This window comes from Streptomyces europaeiscabiei (genome assembly GCF_036346855.1).
GTDB lineage: Bacteria > Actinomycetota > Actinomycetes > Streptomycetales > Streptomycetaceae > Streptomyces > Streptomyces europaeiscabiei.
In genome coordinates, this window is the sequence record NZ_CP107841.1 from 2919687 (window position 1) to 2944761 (window position 25075).

Below are 25075 nucleotides of genomic sequence, written 5' to 3' on the forward strand. Positions count from 1 at the left end.
ACGCCTACCCCAGCGCCGCCACCTTGTCCCGGTACCCCCTCACCGGTGCCGCGTCGCGGTAGGGCTCCAGACGGCGCTCGAAGTCGCGGACGTACTCCACGGCTCGCACGGACCGCATCTCGGCGGCCTGGCCGGCGGCCTCGGCGCCCAACTGACAGGCCTGGTCGAGTTCGCCGAGGCCGAGGCGGGCGGAGGCGAGCACGACACGGCTGAAGAGACGGCTGCGGGCGTAGGCGGGCGCCCGCAACTGCAGGGAGCGCTCGGCGTGCTGGGCCGCGGCCCGGTACTGCTGGAGGTCGCGGTGGCTGTGGCCGAACTCGTCGGCGAGCTGGGCCTCGTCGAAGAACCGCGCCCAGTACGGGACCTCGTCCCCGGGGCGGGCCGTCTCCAGGGCGCGCTCGGCCCGTACCAGCGCGGCCGTGGAGGCCCGTACCTCGCCGAGCACCGCGTGCCCCCGCGCCTCGACGGAGTGCAGCAGCGACTGCACCACCGGCGGCACGGCCGACCCGACACCCTGCTGGGCGACGCGCGCGAGCTGCACCGCCTCCCGGCCGTGCCCCAGGTACACCGCCTGCCGGCTCATCGTGACGAGCACGTACGCCCCGTACGCCCGGTCCCCCGCCGCCTGCGCCAGCCTCAGCGCCTGCACGAAGTACCGCTGGGCGAGACCGTGCGCGCCGATGTCGTACGAGGTCCAGCCGGCCAGCCGGGTGAGGTCGGCGGCGGCCGCGAACAGCCGTCGGCCGACCTGCTCGCCGTAGGCGCCGCGCAGCATGGGCTCGGCCTCGTGCTCCAGGTAGCGCACGAGGGCCTGGCGGGCGTGGCCGCCGCCGTACGCGTCGTCGAGGGCGCGGAACAGCTCCCCGACCGAGCGGAGGGCGGCGATGTCCCCGCCGGTGACCTTCTGGCCGGGGCCGCGCTCGGTCTGGCTGCGCTGCCGGGGGACGACCGGACGGCCCTGCGGGGGGACCCGGGTCGCGCCCGGATCACCCCGGCCCACCCGGTCGTCGGCACGGCCGATCAGCCAGTCCCGGCTGGGGACGACCAGTCCGGCCGGGGTGAACGCGATCTTGCGAAGCTCGGCGTGGCTGCCGGAGTCCTTGCGCCACAGCCCGCCGACGATGTCGATGGCCTCCTCGGGGGTCGCGGCGAACTCCAGGCCCGCGTAGACGGGGGCACAGGCGTCCAGGCCGAGGTCCTGGGCGGTGAGCCGGCGGCCGAGGCGGCGGGTGAACACCTCGGCGATGAGTGCGGGCGTCGTGCCCCGGGGCTGCTGACCGCGCAACCAGCGGGTGACCGACGTCTTGTCGTATCTGAGGTCGAGGCCGTGTTCGAGACCGAGCTGGTCCACACGGCGCGCTAGTCCCGCGTTCGAGAACCCCGCTTCTGCGATGAGGGCGGCGAGCTGGCGGTTGGGGGTGCGCTGCGCGGGTCGTTCCGTCATCTGCGGTGCGGTCTCCTGCCTTCCGGGTGTCGGCGGGGTTTCCCGGATTGCCTGGTGAGAAGCCTTTTGCGGCCTTGTGAACGGCGCGAATGTAGCGGAGAGTAAGCACCTGATAGCACACTTCCGCATCCATTCATCCGATCGTGTGAGGATTTGCCGCACGGCTGACGTGGTCGGCCTCCGACACGCGCCGGCGGGGCCCCTCGTACGCCCGGCGTGCCAAGACGTACGCCGGATGCCCGCCCACCGCCTCCGCGCCCGGTACGACCGAGGCCGCGCGCCGGTGCGGACGGCGATGCCGGGTGCCGCTGCCGGATGTCGCCGCCGGAGGCCGCTCGAACAGCGCCCGGTCGCACGGTCGTACAGTGGCTTGGGCGCGTCACGCGCCTGACAGGGCTATCGCGGTGCCGCCGCCCGGCAGTACCGCGGAGGGAGGCGCTTGCCGTGAGTGGGTTGCGGTTCGTCCGCATGGGGTTCGGCACGGAGGCCGTCGAGTACCAGGCGGCGTGGGACGAGCAGCGCCGGGTGCACGCGGCGCGCTTCACCGACGAGGTCCCCGACACCGTGCTGCTCCTGGAGCACCCGCCTGTCTACACGGCCGGCCGGCGCACGGCCGACAACGAGCGCCCCCTCGACGGCACCCCCGTCATCGATGTCGACCGCGGCGGCAAGATCACCTGGCACGGTCCGGGCCAGCTGGTGGGCTACCCGATCCAGAAGCTTCCCCGCCCGGTGGACGTGGTGGCCCACGTACGACGTCTCGAAGAGGCCCTGATCCGTACGTGCGCGGAGTTCGGGGTGGAGACCACCCGGGTCGAGGGCCGCAGCGGCGTGTGGGTGCTCGGCGATCCGGTCGAGCAGCGGCTCGGCGGACTCTCCCTGGACCTGGATCCCCGGATGACCGACGACGAGTTCGATCCGCGGATGAACGGGCCGGAGTACGCGCCCTCCAACGCCGGGCAGCGGCGCGAGGACCGCAAGATCGCGGCCATCGGGATCCGGGTGGCGAAGGGCGTCACGATGCACGGCTTCGCTCTGAACGTGAACCCGGACAACAAGTGGTTCGACCGGATCATCCCCTGCGGGATCCGCGACGCCGGCGTCGCCTCCCTGGCGGGTGAGCTGGGCCGCGACATCGAGATCGCGGAGGTGCTTCCGGTGGCCGAGCGGCATCTGCGGGACGTGCTGGAGGACGCGGAGCTGAAGCCGCGCGAGGTCGAACGGGCGTCGGTGTAGTCCGCGTCGGGCTCGGGGGGGGGCGGTGCGTTGGCGGGTGCGGGTTCGGTGGGGGCTGGTCGCGCAGTTCCCCGCGCCCGTGAAAGACCGGCCCCCGCGCCCCTGAAAGACCAGGCTCCTGCGGGCCTGGAAGGCCACGGCCGGGCGGGCCTGAAGAGCACGGGGCGCAGCCCCTGCTTTTCAGGGGCGCGGGGAACTGCGCGAGAAGCCCCACCCACCCGCGCCGTGGGGGTCGAAGGGGCACAGCCCCTGGGATGGGACGGGCAGGGGCGGCGGGGGCGAAGGGAATGCCACCCCGATGCCGAAGGTTGCCCACCCCGGAGACCGAGAACCGCACGGGCGTACCCTGGTGGACGCCGAAGAATCGAAGCACAGGGAGCCGATGTGTCCGCAGTCGCACCCGACGGACGCAAGATGCTGCGCCTGGAGGTCCGGAACAGCCAGACCCCCATCGAGCGCAAGCCCGAGTGGATCAAGACCCGGGCGAAAATGGGCCCCGAGTACACGAAGATGCAGGCCCTGGTGAAGAGCGAGGGTCTGCACACGGTCTGCCAGGAGGCGGGCTGTCCCAACATCTACGAGTGCTGGGAGGACCGTGAGGCGACGTTCCTCATCGGTGGCGACCAGTGCACCCGGCGCTGCGACTTCTGCCAGATCGACACCGGCAAGCCCGAGGCGCTCGACCGCGACGAGCCCCGCCGCGTCGGCGAGTCCGTCGTCACCATGGACCTGAACTACGCCACCATCACCGGCGTCGCCCGTGACGACCTCCCCGACGGCGGCGCCTGGCTGTACGCCGAGACGGTCCGGCAGATCCACGAGCAGACGGCGGGCCGCGAGGACGGCCGGACCAAGGTCGAACTGCTGGCGCCCGACTTCAACGCCGTGCCGGAGCTCCTGGAGGAGGTCTTCGCCTCCCGCCCCGAGGTCTTCGCGCACAACGTCGAGACGGTCCCCCGGATCTTCAAGCGCATCCGCCCCGGCTTCCGCTACGAGCGCTCCCTGAAGGTCATCACCGAGGCCCGTGACTACGGTCTGGTCACGAAGTCGAACCTGATCCTCGGCATGGGCGAGACCCGCGAAGAGGTCAGCGAGGCGCTCCGGCAGCTGCACGACGCCGGCTGCGAGCTGGTGACCATCACCCAGTACCTTCGCCCGAGCGTCCGCCACCACCCCGTGGAGCGCTGGGTCAAGCCGCAGGAGTTCGTCGAACTGAAGCAGGAGGCCGACGAGATCGGCTTCTCCGGCGTGATGTCCGGCCCGCTCGTCCGCTCCTCGTACCGTGCCGGCCGCCTCTACCAGATGGCCATCGAGAAGCGCGGTTCCTACATCGCTTCGCAGGCCGTCTGACCGCCACGCCGACCACTCCGCCGAATGGCACGGAGTGCCATCAGGTCGTGTGAATCCCAGCACAAGTAGCTACTCGTCAGTAATGGCCGATCGACCGCGGTCCTGACAGTCCTCGCAGATGAGGGCACTGTCAGGGCCGCGTCGAGGTTTAAGGGCCCCACATCAAGGCTTCACTGGCGTTTGACCGGTCGGTCACGCCCTGGTAACACCAATGAGTGACCCTGGTTTCACACCCGGTACAGAGTCCTAGCCAGAGCAGCCATCCCGAGGGGGGACCTCCCATGCAGGCCGCACCCGTCCACGCCACACCGATCCCGTCGATCACCGGTGCACTCCGTGCCGTCGAGTCGCTGCTCATGAGCAGCGGTCAGCGCACGGCCCGTCGCAACGCCTGGACCTCCGTCCTGGAGGACCGCCGCCGCGCCAAGGACCGTGTCGAGGTCGAGCGCGTCCTCGAAGCGGTCGTCGCCTCACGCACCTCGTAACCCCAGCCCCTCCCCGCACCACCCCGTCTCCGCACGACGGCCGCACCACCCCGTCTCCGCACGACGGCCGCACCACCCCGTCTCCGCACGACGGCCGCTCCACGCCGGCACCGCCGCCGCCCGGCGCCGCTTCCCCAGCGCTGCCCCGGTCTCCGGTCCCCACCGGCACCGCCGTCGTCCTCGCTTCCCCGGACACGTAGACTTCGTGCCATGGCGAGGAAGGAATCCGCAGCGGACGCTGCGAACCCCGGGCGACTCAAGCAGATCGCCCTGACATACAAGATGACCCGCAAGGCCGACAAGAAGATCGGTCTTGTACTCGCGACTGTCGGAATCTTCACCTTCGGTGTCTTCCTCGCGATCGGTTTCTTGATCGGTCACCCCATCTATCTCGGCGCTCTGGGCCTCCTGCTCGCCTTCCTCGCGACGGCGATCGTCTTCGGACGACGGGCCGAGCGGGCCGCGTTCGGGCAGATGGAGGGCCAGCCGGGTGCGGCGGCCGCGGTGCTGGACAACGTGGGCCGTGGCTGGACCACGACCCCCGCGGTGGCGATGAACCGCAGCCAGGACGTGGTGCACCGGGCCGTGGGCAAGGCCGGCATCGTCCTGGTCGCCGAGGGCAACCCGAACCGGGTGAAGACCCTGCTGGCCGCCGAGAAGCGGAAGATGGCCCGCATCGTGGCGGACGTCCCGGTGCACGACCTGGTCGTGGGCACCGGTGAGGGCCGGACCGAGCTGAAGAAGCTCCGCACGACCATGCTCAAGCTGCCGCGCGTCCTCTCCGGCCCCCAGGTGACCGCCACCAACGACCGGCTGCGCGCCATGGGCGACCTGATGAGCAACATGCCGCTCCCCAAGGGCCCGATGCCCAAGGGCATGCGCATGCCCAAGGGCGGCCCGAAGGCCCGCTGACGACCCTGTACGACGATGGGGGCGCCCGGATCACTCCGGGCGCCCCCATCGTCGTACAGGGTCTCGTCGTGCAGGGTCGTCGTACCGGCGCTAGATCCGCACCTCCACCGTCCGCGCCAGCCGGTCGTGCAGGCCCCGGCCGTCGCGGTCCCAGACGAGGGCGGGGATGGCGAGGCACAGCAGGGCCGTCCGGGCGAGGGCGCGCCAGGGGTTCACGGTGCCGGTGTCCTGGGCGACGACGCGGAGGCCGAAGAGGCGCTTGCCCGGGGTGAAGCCCACCGTGCCCAGCGTGAGGGTGTGGAGCAGGAAGAAGATGAGCAGGGCCCAGTTGCTGGTGGCCTGATCGTAGCCGTCGGTGATCAGGCCGTATGCGATCAAGAGGCAGAGGCCCCAGTCCACGGCCAGGGCGCCGAGACGGCGGCCGGGGCGGGCGATGGAGCCGGCCCCCTCCTCCGGCAGGCCGAGCTGCTCTCCCCTGTATCCGAAGTCGATTCCGGCGTCCTCCGCAGCGGCGCGGGGGCCGGAGAGCCACGATCCGAGTGCTTGCCTCTTGTCCACCCGCCCACCGTACTGCGACCGTTTTGCCATACGGACAGGTGGGGTGCGGGGCGGGATGTCCGGTTAACTTGTGCGAAACAAATGGGTCACGTACGAGAAATCACCCGTCCCTAGTGTCGACGACAGCGTGTGCCACCGCACTGGCAGCACGAACGAACTACCACCCCGGCAGGACGTCGGGAGTAGGAGGAGCTGGATGTTCCAGAACGCCGACGAGGCCAAGAAGTACATCGCGGACGAGGACGTCAAGTTCGTCGACGTCCGCTTCTGCGACCTGCCGGGTGTGATGCAGCACTTCACGATCCCGGCCGAGGCCTTCGACCCGGCCGAGGAGCTCGCGTTCGACGGCTCCTCGATCCGCGGCTTCCAGGCCATCCACGAGTCCGACATGGCGCTCCGCGCCGACCTGTCCACCGCGCGCGTCGACCCGTTCCGCCGCGACAAGACGGTCAACATCAACTTCTTCATCCACGACCCGATCACGGGCGAGCAGTACTCCCGCGACCCGCGGAACGTGGCGAAGAAGGCCGAGGCGTACCTCGCGTCCACCGGCATCGCCGACACCGCGTACTTCGGCCCCGAGGCCGAGTTCTACGTTTTCGACAGCGTGCGCTTCAAGACCTCGGAGAACGAGTCCTTCTACCACATCGACTCCGAGGCGGGCGCCTGGAACACCGGTGCGCTGGAGGACAACCGCGGTTACAAGGTCCGCTACAAGGGCGGTTACTTCCCGACCCCTCCGGTCGACCACTTCGCCGACCTGCGTGCCGAGATCTCGCTGGAGCTGGCCAAGTCCGGCCTCCAGGTCGAGCGCCAGCACCACGAGGTGGGCACCGCCGGCCAGGCCGAGATCAACTACAAGTTCAACACGCTGCTCGCCGCGGCCGACGACCTCCAGCTCTTCAAGTACATCGTGAAGAACGTGGCCTGGCGCAACGGCAAGACCGCGACCTTCATGCCGAAGCCGATCTTCGGTGACAACGGCTCGGGCATGCACGTCCACCAGTCGCTGTGGGCGGGCGGCTCCCCGCTCTTCTACGACGAGGCCGGTTACGCGGGCCTGTCGGACATGGCCCGCTACTACATCGGCGGCATCCTCAAGCACGCCCCGTCGCTGCTGGCCTTCACCAACCCGACGGTGAACTCGTACCACCGCCTGGTTCCCGGCTTCGAGGCCCCGGTCAACCTCGTCTACTCGCAGCGCAACCGCTCCGCGGCCATGCGTATCCCGATCACGGGTTCGAACCCGAAGGCCAAGCGCGTCGAGTTCCGCGCGCCCGACTCCTCCGGCAACCCGTACCTCGCCTTCTCGGCCCTCCTCCTCGCGGGCCTCGACGGCGTCAAGAACAAGATCGAGCCGGCCGAGCCGATCGACAAGGACCTCTACGAGCTGGCCCCCGAGGAGCACGCGGGCGTCCCGCAGGTCCCGACCTCCCTCCCGGCCGTCCTCGACTCCCTCGAGCGCGACCACGAGTTCCTCCTCCAGGGCGACGTCTTCACGCCGGACCTGATCGAGACGTGGATCGACTACAAGCGCGCCAACGAGATCGCCCCGCTGCAGCTGCGCCCGCACCCGCACGAGTTCGAGCTCTACTTCGACGTGTGATATCGCCCCAGGTCAGAGCGGGTTTCCGCTCGCCTGGGCCGTCTGTGGGCCGTCGGCCGTGTTCTTCCCGCTCCGGGAAGGGCACGGCTGGCGGCCTTTTGCGCTCAGGGTCCGGGAGACACTCCCTTGCCGAACGCTGAGTCGATGGCCCGGCGCGCCCGGTCCCTGCTGTTCGGCATGAGGTGTGTGTACGTCCGCAGCGTGAACCCCGGGTCGGAGTGACCGAGGTACTCGGCCAGGGCCTTGATGTTCTCTCCCGAGTCCAGCAGGACCGACGCGTAGTAGTGCCGCAAGGCGTGCATGCCGTGCTCACGCGACGGTTTGAACCGCTCCCCCGGCACCCGTTCCGGGATGACGCCGCCAGCGATCAGGGCGGGCTTCCACAGGTACATGTTGAAGTAGTTCCTGTTCAGTGCCTTACGCTCCCGCGAGTAGAACAGCAACTTCGCTGTGACAGGCGGGCCGTCCGGGGTCTTCCACGGCAGAGTGACGTCGATAGGGGGCCGGCGGGTGACGTGTGCGGCGAGCGCATCCGACACCACGTCGGGCAGCGGCTCGTCTCGCAGCTTGCCGCCCTTGGGCGGGGCGAACACCATCTGCGGACCGACCGGCTTGACCTGCCGTGCGATGTGCAGCGCTCCCCCGTCGAAGTCGACTTCATCGACGGCCAGCCCGAAGATCTCGCCCTGTCGCAGGCCGCACCCGGCACCGAGGTCCACTGTTGTTGCGTACTGCTCCGGGAGCCCGCCGCGAACAGCCACCACTCGATAACGCGTCCACGGCTTGATTTTCCGAGGATCGAGCTTGGGCGCACGAACGGAACCCGCACGGCGCCGCGCTACAAGTCAGGGGATGACGCTTCCGTCGCCTTCTGCCCATGTGGATAAAGTCATGCCACTGACAAGAGGGTCACAGGGGGTGGCGGAGAACTCAATGGGTTTACGTGAGGGAAGGGGCCTGCCCCGGCGGCGGGGAGTGCCGTCGGGGCCGGATCCTGTCTGCGTCCGTTCCTGTGTCCGTCAGCCGGCGGCCCACACGTCGAAGGGGATGCCGGCGGCGGGGCCGTTCTTGGCCGCGTTGAGCTCGTTGTTGTAGCGGCCGTCCTTCAGCGGGAAGTTGGCCTTGCCCCAGGTGGCGTTCTGCATCCGGCTCTGGAGGTTCACGCCGTTGTTGCCGGCCGGGAACCTGTTCCAGGTGACCAGGCGCGGGAAGTCCCAGCCGCCGTCGCTCCAGGCCTCCGCGGTCTCGCCCCAGCCGGCGAAGCGGAAGGAGTGGGTCCCCACGTCCGTCGCGAAATTGCCCTCCTTGTGGTAGACGACCTTGAGACGGGCCCCGTCCCTCGGGACATCGCTCCAGTTCTTGGTCGTGTAGTCGCCGTGGGCGGAGACGGACGCGTACGAGGGCGTGCTCGCGCCCTGCCGGATCCAGATCACGGCGGCTTCCCAGTCGTGGCGGTGCGACAAGGCGGTGCATGCAGTGCAGGCCATGTCCTTCTCGAAGTACAGGGTGTAGATGATCGCGCACCAGCCGTTGTTGCACTTGGCCCGCGAGTAGGTGTTGGCCCTGCCCAGGTGGTTGTCGCGGCACTGGCCGGTGATGGCTCCGCTGTCGTCGAGGCCGCCGTTGAGGTTGCCCCACTGGTCGATGGCGGCGACCGGGAGACAGCCGTCCGTGTCGTAGTCGAAGACCGGCTGGAAGGTCTTCTGGAACGAGGTGGTGCTCTCGGGCAGGGGGGTCAGTACGCCGGCGTGGGCGCTGCCGGTCAGCCCGATGGTCAGCGCGGCGGCGCTGGCCGCGACGAGCGCGAAACGCCCGAGGCGGCCGAGGCGGGACTTCCTGCTCTTCAGTGCTTGGGACATCAGCGGTTCTCTCCACTTGCTCTGCGCGGGGGACGCCGGTGATCCGGCTCTGCGGGGCAGAGGCTGCTCAGCGGCGGGGGACGCCGGCTGATCCGGCTTGACGGGACAGAGACTGGCAAGCGGAGAGTTGATCGACACCTACTCTCACCAGGGCAATCAAATCCGGCCAACGGTTCCGGATTGTTCGGCGGCACGTACCGCCGCTGTCATCAACGCCACACTTTGCGGCCGCAGGGTTTCGGCTGGTCAGCGGGGTACGTATGTTGATGCCTCCGACCCGGTTCACTTGATGTATCAGAAAATGCCGTAAGTGTCGGAAATCTTGTAATAGTTCGGAAATAGGTAGATGCATGGGACGTCCGGAAAGAGCCGTTGACCCGACGGCCGGCCCCGTCCAACTGCTCGCCCACCGGCTGAGGGAGTTGCGCGGAGCCGCCGGCAACCCCTCGTACCGGGCGATGGCCGAGGGCGCCGGATTCTCGGCGACGACCCTGTCCCAGGCGGCGGCCGGGGAGCGGCTGCCCTCGCTGGCGGTCGTCCTGGGGTATGCGAGGGCGTGCGGCGGGGACCCCGGCGAGTGGGAGCCGTACTGGAAGGAGGCCGAGGCGGCGGCCTCGGCGGTTTCCGCGGACGACGAGAAAGACGCGCCGGCGCCGTACCGGGGCCTCGCCCGCTTCGAACCGGACGACCAGAAGCTGTTCTTCGGCCGCGACCGGCTGGTGGCGGAGCTGTGCGAGCTGATGGCCGCGCACCGCTTCGCCGCCGTGTTCGGCGCCTCCGGCAGCGGCAAGTCCTCGCTGCTGCGCGCCGGGGTCGTCCCCCGGGTCCGCGAGGCCATCGCGCGGCGGGAGAGCGCGGCGGTGCTGCGGGTGTTCACGCCGGGCGCCCGACCGGCCGAGACGTACGGACATCTACTGACCCCCGCGGCGGACGAGCCGGAGAGCTGGGTGGCGGTCGACCAGTTCGAGGAGGTCTTCACCCTCTGCCGGGACGAGGCGCAGCGGGCCCGCTTCATCGAGCTGCTGCTGACCGCCCGGGAACCCGGCTCCCGGCTGCGGGTACTCATCGCCGTACGCGCCGACTTCTACGCCCGCTGCGGCGAACACGCGGAACTGGCGAACGCGCTGAGCCGCGCCGGGCTGCTGGTCGGCCCGATGAACGCGGACGAACTTCGCGAGGCGGTGGTACGGCCCGCGCAGGCGATCGGTCTCCAGGTGGAACGGTCGCTGACCGCGACGCTCGTCGAGGAGGTCCAGGGCCGGCCCGGCGCGCTGCCCATGCTGTCGCACGCGCTGCTGGAGACCTGGCGGCGCCGCAAGGGCCGCATGCTGACGACGGCAGCGTACGAGGCGGCCGGCGGCCTCAACGGTGCGATCGCGGCGAGCGCCGAGGAGGTGTACGGGCAGCTGTCCGCGTCACAGGCCGCCGCCGCCCGGCAGCTGCTGCTGCGGCTGGTCGAGCCGGGCCGGGGCACCGTCGACACCGGGCGCCCCCTGACCCGGGCCGAACTCCTGGAGTGGTCCCACCCCGATGTGCACGTGGTGGTGGAGCGGCTCGCCTGCGCCCGGCTCCTGACCGTCGACGAGGACGGCGTGCGCCTCGCCCACGAGGCGCTGATCGGCTGCTGGCCCCGGCTGTACGGCTGGGTCGAGCAGGACCGCGAACGGCTGCGCCACCACCGGCAGCTCACCGAGGCCGCCCGTGCCTGGCTGGAGCACGACCGCGTCCCCTGCACCCTCTACCGGGGCACCCGGCTGGCCCGCGCCGCGGAGGTCTTCCCCGGCCACCGCCGCGACCTCGCGCTCACGGAGGTCGAACGGGACTTCCTCACCGCCGCGTTCGACGCTCGTGAGGCGGAGCGCCGGGCCGCCGCCCGCTCCACCCGCCGGTCCCGGACACTGGCCGGCGCGCTCTCGGCGGTCCTCGCGGTGGCGTTGGTCGTGGGCCTCGCCGCCTGGCGGGAGCACGACGACAACCGGCGACAGCACACGCAGAACACCGCCCGCCGCATCGCCGCGGTGGCCGACGGCCTGCGCGCCACCGATCCCCGGGCCGCCCTGCTGCTGGGCGCCGCTTCCTGGCGCATCGCCCCGCTGCCCGAGACCCGTCGGGCTCTCCTCGGTTCCCTCACCCAGCCCGAACTGGACTCCTTCAGCGACCCCGCGTCCGGCTACCGCTCCCAGCGCTTCCTCGCCGACTCCGGCCGCACCCTCCTCAGCGTCGACGACCGCACCTGGCAGACCTGGAACCTGGCCACGCGCCGCAGCACCGGCACCGGCCGCCTCCCCGAGGGCGAGGTCCAGGCGGCCGGCCCGGACGCCCGGATCCTGGCGATCGCCGGTACCGACGGCCGTATACGTCTGTGGGACACCCGTGCCGACCGCTGGACCGACGGCGAGCCACTGCCGCCCGGCCACCACGCGTTCGCCTTCGGCGCCGGCGGCGGTGGTTATGTCGTGGCCGATCCCGGACCCGACGTCGGCTCCGGGGCCGGCTCAGGCTCCGGCTCCGGACCCGGCCGCGTACGGCTGCGGTCCGTGGCGGGCGGCGAGGTGTTGTTCGAGACGCGGGAGGCCGGTCCGGCGAACGTGGTGCCGAGCGCCGATGGCCGGCTGGTGGCAGTGTGCCCCGTCGGGAAGGCCCCGCAGGTCCGGGAGATCGGCACCGGACGTGTGCTGCCGGGCTCGTGGCAGCGGACCCAGGGCCTCTGCGGTGCCGACTCGGCGCTGGTGTTCGGCGCCGGAGCCCAGTTCGCCGCCGTCTCCGAGGACGGGGTACGGGTGTGGGACATCAACTCCGGACGCCCGGTCGCCGAGATCGACGATCCCGGTGCGCGGTACGCCTCCTTCAGCCAGGACGGCAGGTTCCTGGCGACCGCCGGTGCCGCCGACGAGATCCGGGTGTGGCGGCTGTCGGACCCCGCCACGCCCGTCCTGCGCCACCCCCTGAACAACCAGCGGCTCCACGGCGGCCTCGCCTGGGACCCCGGCTCACCCGTCCTGCGCTACCTGGAAGGCAGTACGGTCCACACCCTCGACCTGGTGACGACCGTCACCTCCGCCTGGCGCGACCGGCCCATGGGCGTGCTGCTCAGCCCGGACGGCCGGGTGTTCGCCACCGCCGAACGATCCGGTGCCGGCTACCAATTCCAACTGCGCGACACCGAGGACGGCCGCCTCGTCCGCACCCTTCAGCCCCCGCCCCCACTCATGTCCCGCTCCCGCGTCGGGGAGCCGGTCGACCCTGGGGACACTGTCCCGGTGATGGTGTTCAGCCCCGACGGCGGCAGGTTCGTCTACGGCGTCTCCGCCCCCGGCCTGGGGGCCGCTCCCCAGCGGTTCATCATCTGGGACCTGACCCGCGACCGCGAACAGACCGCGCTGGATCTGGCGACGACCGAGTCCGGCACGGCGGTGACCGCCCTCGCCCTCCCCCCCGACGGCCGCACCCTCTTCACCGCCCGCACCTCGGCCGCCGGCGAGCTGAGCGCCGAGCACTGGGACACGGCCGACCGTCGCCGGACGAGGGTCGCCACCGGGCCCGGCCTGGCGGGTACCCGCATGGACCTCTCCCCGGACACCGAAATGATCGTCGGCGACAACCGCGTCTTCCGCCGGAGTACCGGTCGGAGTGTCGCGCTGGACCTCGTCCAGGGCGACCACACCAGCGCTGTCGCCTTCAGCCCCGACGGCAGCCGCGTGGCGGCGGGCGACCGTACGGGCCGGGTCGCCCTGTGGGACGGCGACCTGCGCCGCCGCGTCGGCGTCCTGCGCAACGTCTTCCCGGCCCCGCTCGGCGACACCCCCGAGGCGGTCAGCGCCCTCGCCTTCAGCCCCGACGGCCAGACCCTCGCAGTCGGCGGCGACGCCGGCACGATCCAGCTCTGGGACACGACCACCCAACAGCCCCTCGGCGACCCGCTCCCCTCCCCCGGCGAGCCCATCGCCTCCCTCGCCTTCAGTCCCGACAACGCCACCCTCTACACCGGCGGCGGCAACGTCCCCCTCCACCGCCACCCCGTCGACCCCACCCGCGCCATCGCCCACGTCTGCGCCCGCGCCGGGAACGAGGACCTGACGAGGAGCGAGTGGGACACGTACGTACCGGACGCGCCGTACAGAAGGGTGTGCGACTGAGGAGCAGCGATCGGCGGTCAGTGAGGGTGAGCGGGTAAGCGGGTCATTGGGTCAGCGACCGAACGTACCGCGTAGTGGGCGGCTGTTCCGCGACGGCCGTCTCGCGACGGCGAGGGAGCCACCCCCTGGGGAGCGGCGCCCTCGAAGACCCTCGGTCCGCCGTGGTGGTTCAGCGGTCGAGGACGATCTTCGTCGTGGTGACCGGCGCGGCGTTCGGCGAGGCGGTCGCGGACTTCTTCTTGTCAGGGTTGATGGCGTACTTAAGCCCTGGTCGGCACCGTTGGGCTTGGGCCGTCTGTGGGCCGTCCAAGGGTGGCCGGCGACGACCAACAACGACAGACAACGACAGCATCCGCGCTGGTTAGAGCGGAGGAGCAAACCCGCACCGAGGTCGCGGCACCGGGGCATCACTTCTTCGACGTGTGATCGAGCCCGCAGGCCCGTGCTTCGCGCCGCACGCGTGAGGTTCCGATCGGCCCGCCGAGTCGTTCGACGGCGCCCCCGTTCCGGCTTTGCGGGACGGGGGCGCCGTCGTATGGTTTCTGGCACGACTGTTCGAGAGATAACGGGGAGACGCGGGGATGCCCGAACAGGACGACGACGAGCGCGAGTTCGATATCAGGTGGGCGGACAACGCCGAGCACAAGGAGCCCTCCGCACGGGCCCGGATGCTCGCCGCGCGCTGGAAGGAGAACCCGCCGGCACCCCAGCCCTTCCGCGCCGACCCCGGCCCGGCCGGACCGCGCCGGTCCTCGTGGGTGTCGACGGTGATCGTCTTCGGATGCATGGCGGGACTCATCGCGCTGATCGGCTACGTCAACTACCGGTCGTCGTACTGAGCCTGCGGACCCGAAGGCCGTGCGAGGTTCGTGGGATCCGGGGAGGCGGGCCGAGCGGCATGGGGCTCATGGACGTCCGTCTCGGGCGTACGAAGCCGGTGGCACCCCCCGACCTCGACCGGCTCTTCTCCTCCCGTCGGCCGCCGTCGCGCTGAGGGCAGCCGTGTCCCTCACCTCGACCGGGACGGACGCGGGGCGGAGCGGGCCGCACGTCGGGGTCGAGCAGGACAAGTGCGCCTGCTCGTGAGCGCGGGACGTTCTGTCCGTTCGCGCCGCCGGCGGGTGCGGAAACGGCGGCGGGACAACGCGCTGGAGCCGCGGGTCCGGGCCGTATTCGGGGACGAGCTGCGGATCGAGCCCGCGCTGGGGCGGCGGTTCCCTATCTGAGGTGCCCCGGGGCTGTGAACTGCCCCGGGGCACCTTGCCTGCCGACTCGTCGACTCCTCGGCTGGTCGGCTCGTCGCTCCGGTTCCGTTCCTTCGCTACTTGCCGCTCTTGTCGCGAGCCTGCCGACGGGTCTCGGAAGGCCGTTCGCGGCTGTAGCGGCGCTCCCACTTCGCCTGCTGGTCACGGCGATCGCGGTACGCGCGGTAGGAAGCGGGGGCCGGGCCGCCGCTCGCCGGGGGTCCGGACGAGGACGCCGACGAGCCTCCCCCCGTGCGGCCGTAGCGGACGTACAGGTAGAGCAGGGCGACCGCGGCCAGCCAGAGGACTTGGTTGGAGAAACCCATGACGACCAGAACCGCGGTCGCCGAAAGGATCAAGGTGCCCATGACGGGACTCCTCGGGACGTGGCGTGGGTGATGACTGTGCGTGGAAGAGTAGCCCCGGGGCCGGAAAGTGATGCCCTTCCTGCGCGGGCCCGGTGATCGAGGACTCCGATGCGCGTATCCAGGATGCTCGTGCGACGGGTGCGCGGGCATCCCATTTATCGAGATGCTGGGCCCATGGAACGTGACGATCAGAGGTGGGCGGCGACCCGCACGTGGGTGGACAAGCAGCTGCAGGAGGGCCGCACCGTACGGAACTGGGCGGATCTGCGCGGTGGTTGGACCTCGCGGATGCGTCGGCTGACGCTCGACGACGGGACGGGTCTTGTCCTGCGGTCGTTCGTGAAACCGTTCTTCCGGATGCACGCTCCGGGGCTGTTGAACCGTGAGGCCGCGATACTCACACTGCTCGCGCCGTACGACGACATCCCGACGCCCCGCCTGTACGCCGTCGACCCGGCGGCCGAACTCACCGACCATCCCTCTTTGTTGATGTCCCTGCTGCCGGGATCGGTGCGGGTGGAGGAGGACGCCGACCTGGAGGCGCGGCTGGATCTGCTCGCCGGGCAGCTCGCCCGGATCCACGCGGTCGTACCGGAGGAACGGCCTCGTACGTACCAGGCCTGGACCTCGCCCGAGCGGGTCACCACGCCCGGTGGGCCGTTGTGGGAGCGGGCCGTGGACGTGATCCGGCGGGAGGCGCCGTCCTACCAAGGATGCTTCCTGCACCGGGACTTCCATCCGGGGAACGTCCTGTTCACGGGCTCGGGCGCGGGCGGGGATCTGCGGATCAGCGGGGTCGTGGACTGGGTGGAGACCTCGTGGGGGCCGGCGGATCTTGACGTGGCCCACTGCTCGACCACGCTGGCGTTGTTGTACGGGGCGGAGTACGGGGCCGGGTTCCGTGAGCGGTACGAGGCGCGGGGCGGGCGTCAACTGGACCAGGCCCAGGATCACTTGTACTGGCGGCTGCTGGACGCGCTGGCCTATGCGCCCGACGCGGAGAAGCTCGCGGTGCCCTGGCGGGAGCTGGGGCGGACGGATCTGACGCCGGAGGTGCTGGGGGCGCGGCTGGAGGCGTATGTGGGCGGGCTGTTGGAGCGGTACGTCTGACGGGCCGGGTGGAGCAGGGTGTGGGGCGGGGTCGGGCTGGGCTGTACCGAAGGTCTGCGCTCGCGACGGTTCACACGTTCGGTGTCGCCGTCACCACGCCCGCCGCGACCGCCGCGCCCAGGGCGGCGTGGTCCCTGACGGTCTGGTCGGCGTAGCGGAGGGCGAAGTCGGCGAGGGCGTGGTCGAAGGTGTCCTTGGCGCCGAGGTAGGCGGCGATGGCGACACGGTCGCCGGAGCGGGCGTGGGCGCGGGCGAGGGTGGTGCCGCAGAGGCGGGCGTAGGCGCGGAGGTCGTCCGGGGGCATGCCGGCGACATCCGCCGAGCCCTGTGTGTCGCGGAGCTGACGCCAGTAGTACGCGCGGCCCTGGGGGCCGGTCAGCCAGCCGAGGAAGATGTCACTGGCGGCCTGGAGAAGCCGCTGGCCTGCGACGACACGGTGCCCTGGGTGATCGTACGGGCCGCGGGGGAGATGGTGTTCGAGAACGGACCGGCCGGCTTCCTTGATCTGGAGGAAGAGCAGGTCGTCGGCGTCACGGCCCACGAGCAGGACGATGAAGCAGCGGGTGCCGACGCTGCCGACACCAACGACCTTACGGGCGGCGTCGGCGAAGCGATAGCGGTCGAGAAGGAGTCGGCGTTCCTCGGCGAGGGTGGAGCGGTAGTCGCTGAAGATCTTGCGGAGGGCCGCCATGTCGGAGGCGCCGGCGGGCTCCAGCAGAGGCGGGTCGTGGAGGATGCGGCGCTGTCCGTCGACGGTCTCGGTGAGCTTGCCGAGGGCGTGCAGGCTGGTGCGGCGGCGGGCCCGGCCGAGGCTCGACTCCAGGCGCCGTCGGCGACGGCCCGAGCGGACCAGCGGCAGCAGCCGGTCGGCGTCGACACTCGTGTACCAGACGGCGAGTTCGCCCTCCCCCGCCAGCTTCCGCATCGTCCGGCGGTACGCGGCGGCCGCCCCGTACGCGGCGGCCCTGGCGTCGGCCTCCGCGTGGCCGTTCTCGCGTGCGGCCACGGCGACGGAGGCCGCGAGCCGTTTCACGTCCCACTCGAAGGGGCCCGGGTACGTCTCGTCGAAGTCGTTCAGATCGAACTGCAGGGCGCGTTCCGGGGAGGCGTAGAGGCCGAAGTTGAGCAGGTGCGCGTCTCCGCAGAGCTGCACGGTGAGGCCGGTGTGCGGCTGGGCGGCCAGGTCGGCCGCCATGACGGCGGCCCCGCCGCGCAGGAAGGCGAACGGTGACACCGACATCCGGCCGTACCTGATGGGCAGCAACTCCGGCAGCCTGTCCCGGCCCTGGCGTTCGAGCACGGCGACGGGGTCGGAACGGTCGACGGAGGGAATCCAGGTGGCGTGCGCCGAGCGCGGCGCCTGTTTCCGGGCGTTCCTGCCCTGCCGGGCCCGGTCCGCCGACGTGGTCATCGCACTGCCTGCCGTATGCCGTGCCGCCCCATTCGGCCTCCCTGGACTCCGCGGCTCCGCCACGTGGTGGAGGACGGCGCCTCGGCTCCGCGACGTGGTGGATGCCCGCGCCTCGGTTCCGCCACGTGGTGGAGGCCCGCCTCGCCGATCTCCTGATCGCAGTGAAGGCCGAAGGGGCGGCGTACGCATGTCCGGCTACGGCGATCGGGTGACGGGGTGGGGGCGGGGGAGGGCCGGTCGGGGGCGGAGCAGGTCGGCGGGGGGCAGTCGGGGGCGCGGAGGGGAACGGCGGGGCGGCCGGCTGAGGGGGCTGGGGGGGTGGTGGCTCAGCGGAGGGCGGATCGGTCGACCGGGGGGCAGCAGACCGGCCGGGGGCGATCGGCGGCCGGTGGTAGGCGATGGGAGCCGATGCACGCCGCCGCCCGATTGTCAGAGGTGTCCGGGAGGATGCGGTCGAGGCCTGGGCTTCGAGGGCATCCGTGGCTTCGGGTGCCTCTGGGGCTTTGGAGGCCTCTGGGGCTTCGAATTGCGGGGGGCTTCGGGTCGCGGGACTCCGAGGCCTGGGGGCTGGGGACTTGAGCTTCCGGGGCCTACGGGACTCCCCGGCTACGGGGCTACGGGGCTACAGGGCTACAGGGCTACGGGGCTTTGTGAACGGACGCGGCGTACGAGTGGAGGCGGTCGGCATGGGTGACGGGCGGCGGTATGTCGGGGTGGCCGAGCGGCGGGCGCGGCTGGGGCTGCGGCAGCGATTGGCCGGATCGGTACGGGCGGCGGGCCCGGAGGAGGTGGCTGATGCGCTGGTCGCGCTGCACGGCTCGGATCCGGCGACCGTGCATCTCGCGGCGGGCGCGCGGCTCGCCGAGCCGGGGCGGACGGTGGCCGAGACCGAGCGGGCGCTGTACGCGGACCGCTCGCTCGTCCGGATGCACGGCATGCGGCACACCGTGTTCGTGTTCCCGACCGGTCTGACCGCCGTGGTGCACGCCTCGACCGGCATCACGGTCGCCGCGAAGGAGCGGGCCAAGCTGCTGAAGGACATGGCGGTGGCCGGGGCCCCGGACGCGGCCTGGCTGAAGGAGGTCGAGGAGTCGGCGCTGGCCGCACTGGCCCGCATCGGCGAGGCGACCGCGTCCGAACTCGCCGAGGACGAACCGAGGTTGCGGCAGCGGTTCGTGTACGCGGCCGGGAAGAGCTACGAGGGGACGCACACCGTCTCGACGCGACTGCTGAAGGTGCTGGGGGTGGAGGGCAGAGTCGTCCGGGGTCGGCCGCTCGGGTCCTGGACGTCGAGCCAGTTCCGCTGGGCGGTGGCCCCCGCGCACCCGGAGCTGGACGTGGCGGAGGCCCAGGCGTCCCTGCTGGGCCGGTGGCTGGCGGCCTGCGGCCCGGCGACCGAGGCGGACCTGAAGTGGTGGACGGGGTGGCGTGTCACCGAGGTCCGCCGGGCGCTGGCGGCGATCGGCGCAAGGACCGTGACGCTGGACGAGGGCACCGGGTATGTGACCGCCGACGACGAGGAGCCGGTTGACGACGCCGCCGAGCCCTGGGCCGCCCTCCTGCCCGCCCTCGACCCGACGGCCATGGGCTGGCAGCGACGCGACTGGTATCTCGCCCCTGAACTCCGGCCCGCTCTCTTCGACTACAGCGGCAATGTCGGCCCGACGGTGTGGTGGAACGGCCGGGTGATCGGCGGCTGGGCCCAGCGGTCCGACGGGGAGATCGTATGGCGGCTGCTGGACACGGAAGGGGTGGGGCGGGAGGCCGAGGAGGCGATCCGTGCGGAGGCTGCGCGGCTGCGGGGGTGGGTGGGGGATACCAGGGTCACGCCGCGCTTCCGGACGCCGCTGGAGAAGGAGTTGGCGTGATTGCGCGGAAGAGCTCGGAGGTTCGGGTGCGCTGGCGGATGCGGGTGCAGGTCCGGGTGCGAGTGCGGATGCGGGTGCGGGTGGGGGCTGGTCGCGCAGTTCCCCGGGCCCCTGAGAAGCACCGGCCGCGCCCTGTGCTTTTCGGCCCGCAAGGGCCGTAGGCCCTCAGGGACGCGGGGAACTGTGCGAGCAACCGCGAACCCACCCGCAGACGAACAACCCGCCCGAGCGAACCGCCGGGTGCCCGAGAACAGAAGGGCACCCGGCGCCGCGGCTCACTTGGCGGGGCATTCCTTCCACGCCAAGTGATAGATCGTGCTGATGTCACCGTCGGTGGAGTCCATGGTCATGAAGCTCGTGCTGCTGGCCGGCGACGATCCCCTGTTGACCCGCAGCTCGGTGTTGATGTTGAAGTTGCGCTCGACCCCGCAGGGCGCCCACACCAGTTGGGCCCAGTCGGTCTCGTCCGTGGCCTGCCAGTTGTCCTCGTACGGGCCGTTGAACGTGTGGGTCCTTGAGGCCGTGTCCGGGGAGCCCTGGAAGTAGTACGAGGCCTTCTCGATGCCGCTCGCGCCGCGCTGCAGCGAGGCGAAGCCTCGGTAGTCGACGCTGGCGATGGCGTAGGTGAAGCCGCCGGGGACATGGACGATCAGGTTGAGCTGGCAGTTCTTGCGGAACGCGGTGGACGGGGCGCCGCCGCCGACCTGCGCGAGGTAGTCACTGTAGGTCACCGTGAACGCGGTGTTGTCCGGTGAGACGGCGACCGCGGCCGTGCCCTGGGGACAGCCGGAGCCGTTCACCGTGGCGACCTTGATGACGATCTTGTCCGGGGGCGGGTCCTCGAACGGGGACTCGGCCTGCGCGGGAAGCGCACTGGCGAAGAGGGCGGCCACTGCGCCGCCCAGGAGGAGACCACGAACCATGGGGGGTTCTCCCATCAGAGTCATGCACATGTCAATAGACATGCACGAGAACCCCGCGGCCTGCGGAGACCCAGCCCACGAAAGAGCAGACTGTGAAACAGCTGTGAAGACCGAGGGGCGACCGCATCGTATGGACCTCGGGCGGGCAGGGCTAGGGCGATCTCCGGCCAACCCTGGCGGCCGGAGATCACCCCTCCCTCCCCGTCCGCCGAGTCTTCGCGCACGCCGGGACCCCCCGAACGCACCGGTGCCGTCCACCCCGCGAAGTGGACGGCACCGGAAATCGGCCGGGCGGCGTCAGCGGCCGTACCGCATCAGCGGCTGTAGCGCATCAGCGCCCGCACCATGTGGCACGTGGTGTCCGACGGCGGGTGCACACCGATGACCTCCGCCGTGCTCCGGATCGTCTCGTTGCGCGCCTGGTTCGGCATGTGGACACCGGAGTCGAGCAGGGCGATCGCGAGGCGCATGGCCTTCAGACGCCGGTTGTGGGTGACGTACCACTCACGCGGACGGCCCGGCGGCAGCGTGTGCTTCACCACCGGCGCGTAGGGCAGGTCGAGCAGGACGGGATGCTGGACGGTGGACTGAGTGGGCAACGGCTTCGACTTCAGTGCGGCAGCGGGCACGGCCATCCTCCTGTCGCGGTCTGGGCACCGACGGAATCCCCCGTCGACAACCCTCGAACACTGCTTCTATTTTACTACCCCCCACTGACAATCGCCCCTGGCCAGGGGGCATCTGAGGGGTCCTGTGACAGAGGTGGAACACGGGTTTTCACACCCGGTTGGTTACGGTGGGCGGCATGGAGATCTGGATCAATCCGGCCTGTTCCAAGTGCCGCAGCGCGATCAGCCTGCTCGACGCCGAGGGCGCCGACTACACCGTCCGCCGCTACCTGGAGGACGTCCCGAGCGAGGACGAGATCCGCGCCGTACTGGACCGGCTCGGTCTCGAACCATGGGACATCACCCGCACCCAGGAGGCCGCCGCCAAGGAGCTCGGCCTCAAGGAGTGGGCGCGGGACGCCGATTCACGCGACCGGTGGGTCAAGGCGCTCGCCGGGCATCCGAAGCTCATTCAGCGGCCGATCATCACCGCGGAGGACGGCACGGCGGTGGTGGCCCGCACGGACGAGGCGGTACGGGAAGCTCTGTCCAGGTAGCGGGCGGTTCGGACGGCCTGGCTCCAACTTTCCTGTGACGTGGGTTACTTGAGAGTTTGCTGTGACCGTTGAGTAGCTTTGTTCGACATCTCGTACGTAGCGGCGTACTCGTCCGATCCGGTGGCCGATCCGAAGGCCCGCCGGGAACAGGAGGCGCGCATGTCGCGTAGGAGAACGCTCGGCACGAAGAAGAAGGTCGCGCTGTTCGTGACCGCGGCGGCGGTGGCGGGGGGCGGGGCCTTCGCCATGGCGGCCACGTCGAACGCGGCGCAGTCCGCTGCGGAGTCCAGCGTCTGTCAGGGACTGGCCACCGCGCTCGGCAACAACGAGCGGTTCATCGCGGATCAGAAGGCGAAGCCCGACGCCCAGTCGGCGGCCCGGATCGCCAACCGCGAGGCGGTCATCGCCCAGATCAAGGTCCAGCAGGGCGCGTCGGACTGCGTGGTCGGGGAGTCGGCTCAGGACTCCCAGGCCGCACAGCCGCCCGCACAGCCCGCACAACCGTCCGCGCCGGCCGCGGAGACCGGGGGGTCGGCTCAGGACCCCCAGGGCGACGAGGCCGCGGGGAACGCGGGCGGTGCCGGAAACGCGGGCGGCGCGGGGAACGCCGGGGCCGGCGAGCAGGTCTGCAACGGCTCCACCGTCACCCTCTCCGGTGAGGGCGGTGCCCCGGCCGCGTCCAGCAACGAGTTCCCGGCCGGTACGAAACTGCGGGTGACGAACCTGGACAACAACAAGTCCACGACCGTCGAGGTCACCTCGGTCTCCGGCAGTTGTGTCCTGCTGAACAACTCCGCCTTCGAGCAGGTCCGGGAACCCGGCAAGTTCCTGATCCGCCGCGCGCTGATCGAGAAGGTGGGGTGACGCCGGCCTGGACGTCGGCGCATCAGGGTACGAAGCGGGCCTGCTCGTAACGGTGACGTGACGAGAAAGCGACCGCGATCCGGGGAGACCGGCCACCGCGCGGAGCGGTGGCCGGTCTCCTGTCCGCGTCCGACCAGCGCGTCCACCAGGACGTGAGTCGCGCCACAGCGGCCCCAGGTAACACGGGGTTCACATTCGAGCAACGACCGGGAAATCGCACGTTGACAGGCTGCCCGGCATCAGCGCGGCGTTTCAGTGCCGCAGCGCCGCAGCACCCGCACATGCGCCCAGTGACACACCCCGAAGGATGAGGCCCGTGACCTTCAAGGCTGAGTACATCTGGATCGACGGCACCGAGCCGACGGCCAAGCTCCGTTCCAAGACGAAGATCCTGGCCGACGACGCCAAGGGTGCCGAGCTTCCGATCTGGGGCTTCGACGGGTCCTCCACGAACCAGGCCGAGGGGCACTCCTCGGACCGCGTGCTCCAGCCGGTCTTCTCCTGCCCGGACCCGATCCGCGGCGGCGACGACGTCCTCGTGCTCTGCGAGGTCCTCAACATCGACATGACGCCGCACGAGTCCAACACCCGTGCCGCGCTGCGCGAGGTCGCCGAGAAGTTCGCCTCCCAGGAGCCGATCTTCGGCATCGAGCAGGAGTACACCTTCTTCCAGGACGGCTCCCCGCTCGGCTTCCCCAAGGGCGGCTTCCCGGCCCCCCAGGGGGGCTACTACTGCGGTGTCGGTGCCGACGAGATCTTCGGCCGTGACATCGTCGAGGCCCACCTGGAGAACTGCCTGGAGGCCGGTCTCGCCATCTCCGGCATCAACGCCGAGGTCATGCCCGGCCAGTGGGAGTTCCAGGTCGGCCCGGTCTCCCCGCTGGAGGTCTCCGACCACCTGTGGGTGGCCCGCTGGCTGCTCTACCGCACCGCCGAGGACTACGACGTCGCCGCCACCCTCGACCCCAAGCCGGCCAAGGGTGACTGGAACGGCGCGGGCGCGCACACCAACTTCTCCACGAAGGCGATGCGCGAGGGCTACGACGCGATCATCACCGCGTGCGAGTCGCTGGGCGAGGGCTCGAAGCCGCTCGACCACGTCAAGAACTACGGCGCCGGCATCGACGACCGCCTGACCGGTCTGCACGAGACCGCCCCGTGGAACGAGTACTCCTACGGCGTCTCCAACCGTGGCGCCTCGGTCCGTATCCCGTGGCAGGTCGAGAAGGACGGCAAGGGCTACATCGAGGACCGCCGCCCGAACGCCAACGTCGACCCGTACGTCGTGACGCGGCTGATCGTCGACACCTGCTGCACCGCGCTCGACAAGGCCGGCCAGGTCTGATCCACCGGGCTCTTCGGCCCGAGCTTCCGAGAGGGCGTCCACCGATTCCGGTGGGCGCCCTCCGGCGTTGTCGGTGGGGCGTGCCATGGTGGAGGCATGAAGATCCACGGGGGCGACGACCTGAGCGGCACGGACGAACTCGCCATCAAGGTCGCGACGGAGAACTGGGAGAAGCACGCCCGGATCCCGGCGGAACGGCTGCGTGAGCTGGTGTGCCGGATCGGGGACAAGGGCGACCGGTTCCTGGTCGTGCAGCGGATACCGGACCTCCCGGACGTCTTCGTCCAGGTCTGGCACGAGCGGACCGAAGACGGCACCGGCGACGGCACCGGCGGCGAGTACCAGCTGGAGCACCGGGAGGGCCGCGACCGGTTCTTCGGGGCGGTCCTCACCGACCCGGAGCGGGTCGCCGAGGCCATGACGGGCTGGGCACGGCGGACGCCGGGCTGGGAGACCGGGATCGACTGGACGCCCCTCGACCACGACGCCCCCGAGGAGGTGCCGGAACTCCCCGACGACGTAAGGGAACAGGTCGAGGAGCGGGTCCGGGAGCTGCTGCGCTGCGGTTACGACGACCGTGCGCGGCTCAGCGAGGCCGCCGAGGAGCATCTGGTCGACGGCGACACACGGCCCGTCTCCCGCGCACAGGCCCGGCAACTCGTCGACCGGCTCTGGATGGAGCGGCTCGCCGAGCAGGAGACCTGGGACGGGGTGACCGATCCCGAGCGGATCACCCGCGCCTTCGAGTCGCTCGGGGCCGCGCACGGCATCACCGCCCGGGAGAACTTCACCTGCTGCCGCAACTGCGGTACGACCGAGATAGGCGCCGAAGGCGCGCCGGACGCCCGGGGATTCGTGTTCTTCCACTCGCAGTGCACGGAGGGTGCAGCCGCCGGGTACGGACTGACGCTGCTGTACGGCGGGTTCGACGACGACGCCGAGACCACGACGGCGGTCGGGCAGCAGGTCGTCGCGGCGCTGGCGATGGAGGGACTGGCCACGCAGTGGGACGGTGATCCCACCAAGGCCATCACCGTCACCCCGCTGAATTGGCGGAAACGCCTGGTCGGATGAGGTCATGACACACCTCTGTCATGTCAAAGAAGCGTCCAAGCAGTGAGAGGAGGCTCCTGTAGCGGGCGTGTGTCTGCTTCAATGGGGTCATGGCCGGATTCCAGAATCGACGCGCGA

At 70.8% G+C, this 25075-nt stretch carries 20 protein-coding genes and 1 pseudogene; 13 read left to right on the forward strand and 8 right to left on the reverse strand.

What is annotated here, in order from left to right:
- Positions 1–4 precede the first annotated feature (4 nt).
- Positions 5–1444 (reverse strand): regulator, encoded by a 1440-nt coding sequence (locus tag OG858_RS12685; RefSeq protein WP_086748452.1) that lies wholly within the window; start codon positions 1442–1444, stop codon positions 5–7.
- Between the two features lie 444 nt (positions 1445–1888).
- On the opposite strand from OG858_RS12685, the gene lipB reads away from it, so the two are divergent.
- The 4 genes from lipB to OG858_RS12705 all read left to right on the forward strand — a co-directional run bounded on the left by lipB (position 1889) and on the right by OG858_RS12705 (position 5427).
- Positions 1889–2680 (forward strand): lipoyl(octanoyl) transferase LipB, encoded by a 792-nt coding sequence (gene lipB, locus OG858_RS12690; RefSeq protein WP_086748453.1) that lies wholly within the window; start codon positions 1889–1891, stop codon positions 2678–2680.
- A 384-nt stretch (positions 2681–3064) separates the two neighbouring features.
- Entirely contained in the window at positions 3065–4030 is a 966-nt protein-coding gene (gene lipA / locus OG858_RS12695; protein WP_086748454.1) for a lipoyl synthase, read from the forward strand.
- Between the two features lie 281 nt (positions 4031–4311).
- Positions 4312–4515 carry an SCO2195 family GlnR-regulated protein gene (locus tag OG858_RS12700; protein ID WP_046709005.1) on the forward strand — a complete coding sequence of 68 codons (204 nt, stop codon included), beginning with the start codon at positions 4312–4314 and terminating at the stop codon, positions 4513–4515.
- Between the two features lie 210 nt (positions 4516–4725).
- Positions 4726–5427 carry a DUF4191 domain-containing protein gene (locus tag OG858_RS12705; RefSeq protein ID WP_319266719.1) on the forward strand — a complete coding sequence of 234 codons (702 nt, stop codon included), beginning with the start codon at positions 4726–4728 and terminating at the stop codon, positions 5425–5427.
- 90 nt (positions 5428–5517) lie between these two features.
- On the opposite strand, the gene OG858_RS12710 is transcribed toward OG858_RS12705, so the two are convergent.
- On the reverse strand, positions 5518–5985 hold the full coding sequence (locus tag OG858_RS12710; protein ID WP_328544906.1) for an RDD family protein: 468 nt from the start codon (positions 5983–5985) through the stop codon (positions 5518–5520).
- A 196-nt stretch (positions 5986–6181) separates the two neighbouring features.
- Between OG858_RS12710 and glnA the strand changes: the two genes are divergently transcribed.
- Positions 6182–7591, forward strand: a complete 1410-nt coding sequence (gene glnA / locus OG858_RS12715) for a type I glutamate--ammonia ligase (RefSeq protein WP_037693601.1) — start codon at positions 6182–6184, stop codon at positions 7589–7591.
- 104 nt (positions 7592–7695) lie between these two features.
- Here the strand turns inward: glnA and OG858_RS12720 are convergent.
- Positions 7696–8418 (reverse strand): annotated as a pseudogene (locus OG858_RS12720) (tyrosine-type recombinase/integrase); the annotation flags it as partial.
- Positions 8419–8610: 192 nt separating this feature from the next.
- A complete protein-coding gene (locus OG858_RS12725) occupies positions 8611–9450 on the reverse strand; it encodes an NPP1 family protein (protein WP_319319777.1) in 840 nt (279 codons plus the stop codon).
- Positions 9451–9800: 350 nt separating this feature from the next.
- On the opposite strand from OG858_RS12725, the gene OG858_RS12730 reads away from it, so the two are divergent.
- Together OG858_RS12730 and OG858_RS12735 are read left to right on the forward strand one after the other, a co-directional pair.
- The gene (locus OG858_RS12730; protein WP_328544904.1) at positions 9801–13586 is read left to right on the forward strand and encodes an nSTAND1 domain-containing NTPase; all 3786 of its coding nucleotides are present in this window, start codon (positions 9801–9803) and stop codon (positions 13584–13586) included.
- Between the two features lie 581 nt (positions 13587–14167).
- Entirely contained in the window at positions 14168–14425 is a 258-nt protein-coding gene (locus tag OG858_RS12735) for an SCO2583/SCO2584 N-terminal domain-containing protein (protein WP_319064590.1), read from the forward strand.
- Positions 14426–14907: 482 nt separating this feature from the next.
- On the opposite strand, the gene OG858_RS12740 is transcribed toward OG858_RS12735, so the two are convergent.
- On the reverse strand, positions 14908–15198 hold the full coding sequence (locus tag OG858_RS12740; protein ID WP_037693903.1) for a hypothetical protein: 291 nt from the start codon (positions 15196–15198) through the stop codon (positions 14908–14910).
- 174 nt (positions 15199–15372) lie between these two features.
- Here OG858_RS12740 and OG858_RS12745 point away from each other — a divergent pair, with 174 nt between their 5' ends.
- Positions 15373–16308 (forward strand): phosphotransferase family protein, encoded by a 936-nt coding sequence (locus OG858_RS12745; protein WP_328544903.1) that lies wholly within the window; start codon positions 15373–15375, stop codon positions 16306–16308.
- 70 nt (positions 16309–16378) lie between these two features.
- On the opposite strand, the gene OG858_RS12750 is transcribed toward OG858_RS12745, so the two are convergent.
- The gene (locus tag OG858_RS12750) at positions 16379–17719 is read right to left on the reverse strand and encodes a DUF2252 domain-containing protein (RefSeq protein ID WP_328544902.1); all 1341 of its coding nucleotides are present in this window, start codon (positions 17717–17719) and stop codon (positions 16379–16381) included.
- A 686-nt stretch (positions 17720–18405) separates the two neighbouring features.
- Here OG858_RS12750 and OG858_RS12755 point away from each other — a divergent pair.
- Complete coding sequence (locus tag OG858_RS12755) at positions 18406–19587, forward strand: winged helix DNA-binding domain-containing protein (RefSeq protein WP_328544901.1); 1182 nt, start codon at positions 18406–18408, stop codon at positions 19585–19587.
- A gap of 275 nt (positions 19588–19862) precedes the next feature.
- On the opposite strand, the gene OG858_RS12760 is transcribed toward OG858_RS12755, so the two are convergent.
- Complete coding sequence (locus OG858_RS12760; RefSeq protein WP_086747804.1) at positions 19863–20510, reverse strand: DUF4360 domain-containing protein; 648 nt, start codon at positions 20508–20510, stop codon at positions 19863–19865.
- Positions 20511–20824: 314 nt separating this feature from the next.
- Positions 20825–21139, reverse strand: a complete 315-nt coding sequence (locus tag OG858_RS12765) for a hypothetical protein (RefSeq protein ID WP_037696402.1) — start codon at positions 21137–21139, stop codon at positions 20825–20827.
- Between the two features lie 176 nt (positions 21140–21315).
- On the opposite strand from OG858_RS12765, the gene OG858_RS12770 reads away from it, so the two are divergent.
- The 4 genes from OG858_RS12770 to OG858_RS12785 all read left to right on the forward strand — a co-directional run bounded on the left by OG858_RS12770 (position 21316) and on the right by OG858_RS12785 (position 24958).
- Positions 21316–21675 (forward strand): arsenate reductase family protein, encoded by a 360-nt coding sequence (locus tag OG858_RS12770; RefSeq protein ID WP_319266724.1) that lies wholly within the window; start codon positions 21316–21318, stop codon positions 21673–21675.
- 159 nt (positions 21676–21834) lie between these two features.
- A complete protein-coding gene (locus OG858_RS12775) occupies positions 21835–22539 on the forward strand; it encodes an RlpA-like double-psi beta-barrel domain-containing protein (RefSeq protein WP_086747818.1) in 705 nt (234 codons plus the stop codon).
- Positions 22540–22855: 316 nt separating this feature from the next.
- Positions 22856–23884 carry a glutamine synthetase gene (gene glnII / locus OG858_RS12780; RefSeq protein WP_086747803.1) on the forward strand — a complete coding sequence of 343 codons (1029 nt, stop codon included), beginning with the start codon at positions 22856–22858 and terminating at the stop codon, positions 23882–23884.
- Between the two features lie 96 nt (positions 23885–23980).
- Positions 23981–24958, forward strand: a complete 978-nt coding sequence (locus OG858_RS12785) for a DUF6891 domain-containing protein (RefSeq protein WP_327743705.1) — start codon at positions 23981–23983, stop codon at positions 24956–24958.
- The last annotated feature ends 117 nt before the right edge of the window (positions 24959–25075 follow it).

What these genes read in the sequence shown, in the direction of transcription:
- OG858_RS12685 (WP_086748452.1), bottom strand. Translation starts at nt 1,444, where the DNA reads ATGACGGAACGACCCGCGCAGCGCACCCCCAACCGCCAGCTCGCCGCC.
- OG858_RS12700 (WP_046709005.1), top strand. Translation starts at nt 4,312, where the DNA reads ATGCAGGCCGCACCCGTCCACGCCACACCGATCCCGTCGATCACCGGT.
- OG858_RS12705 (WP_319266719.1), top strand. Translation starts at nt 4,726, where the DNA reads ATGGCGAGGAAGGAATCCGCAGCGGACGCTGCGAACCCCGGGCGACTC.
- glnA (WP_037693601.1), top strand. Translation starts at nt 6,182, where the DNA reads ATGTTCCAGAACGCCGACGAGGCCAAGAAGTACATCGCGGACGAGGAC.
- OG858_RS12725 (WP_319319777.1), bottom strand. Translation starts at nt 9,450, where the DNA reads ATGTCCCAAGCACTGAAGAGCAGGAAGTCCCGCCTCGGCCGCCTCGGG.
- OG858_RS12730 (WP_328544904.1), top strand. Translation starts at nt 9,801, where the DNA reads ATGGGACGTCCGGAAAGAGCCGTTGACCCGACGGCCGGCCCCGTCCAA.
- OG858_RS12735 (WP_319064590.1), top strand. Translation starts at nt 14,168, where the DNA reads ATGCCCGAACAGGACGACGACGAGCGCGAGTTCGATATCAGGTGGGCG.
- OG858_RS12740 (WP_037693903.1), bottom strand. Translation starts at nt 15,198, where the DNA reads ATGGGCACCTTGATCCTTTCGGCGACCGCGGTTCTGGTCGTCATGGGT.
- OG858_RS12745 (WP_328544903.1), top strand. Translation starts at nt 15,373, where the DNA reads ATGGAACGTGACGATCAGAGGTGGGCGGCGACCCGCACGTGGGTGGAC.
- OG858_RS12750 (WP_328544902.1), bottom strand. Translation starts at nt 17,719, where the DNA reads ATGACCACGTCGGCGGACCGGGCCCGGCAGGGCAGGAACGCCCGGAAA.
- OG858_RS12755 (WP_328544901.1), top strand. Translation starts at nt 18,406, where the DNA reads ATGGGTGACGGGCGGCGGTATGTCGGGGTGGCCGAGCGGCGGGCGCGG.
- OG858_RS12760 (WP_086747804.1), bottom strand. Translation starts at nt 20,510, where the DNA reads ATGGTTCGTGGTCTCCTCCTGGGCGGCGCAGTGGCCGCCCTCTTCGCC.
- OG858_RS12770 (WP_319266724.1), top strand. Translation starts at nt 21,316, where the DNA reads ATGGAGATCTGGATCAATCCGGCCTGTTCCAAGTGCCGCAGCGCGATC.
- OG858_RS12775 (WP_086747818.1), top strand. Translation starts at nt 21,835, where the DNA reads ATGTCGCGTAGGAGAACGCTCGGCACGAAGAAGAAGGTCGCGCTGTTC.
- OG858_RS12785 (WP_327743705.1), top strand. Translation starts at nt 23,981, where the DNA reads ATGAAGATCCACGGGGGCGACGACCTGAGCGGCACGGACGAACTCGCC.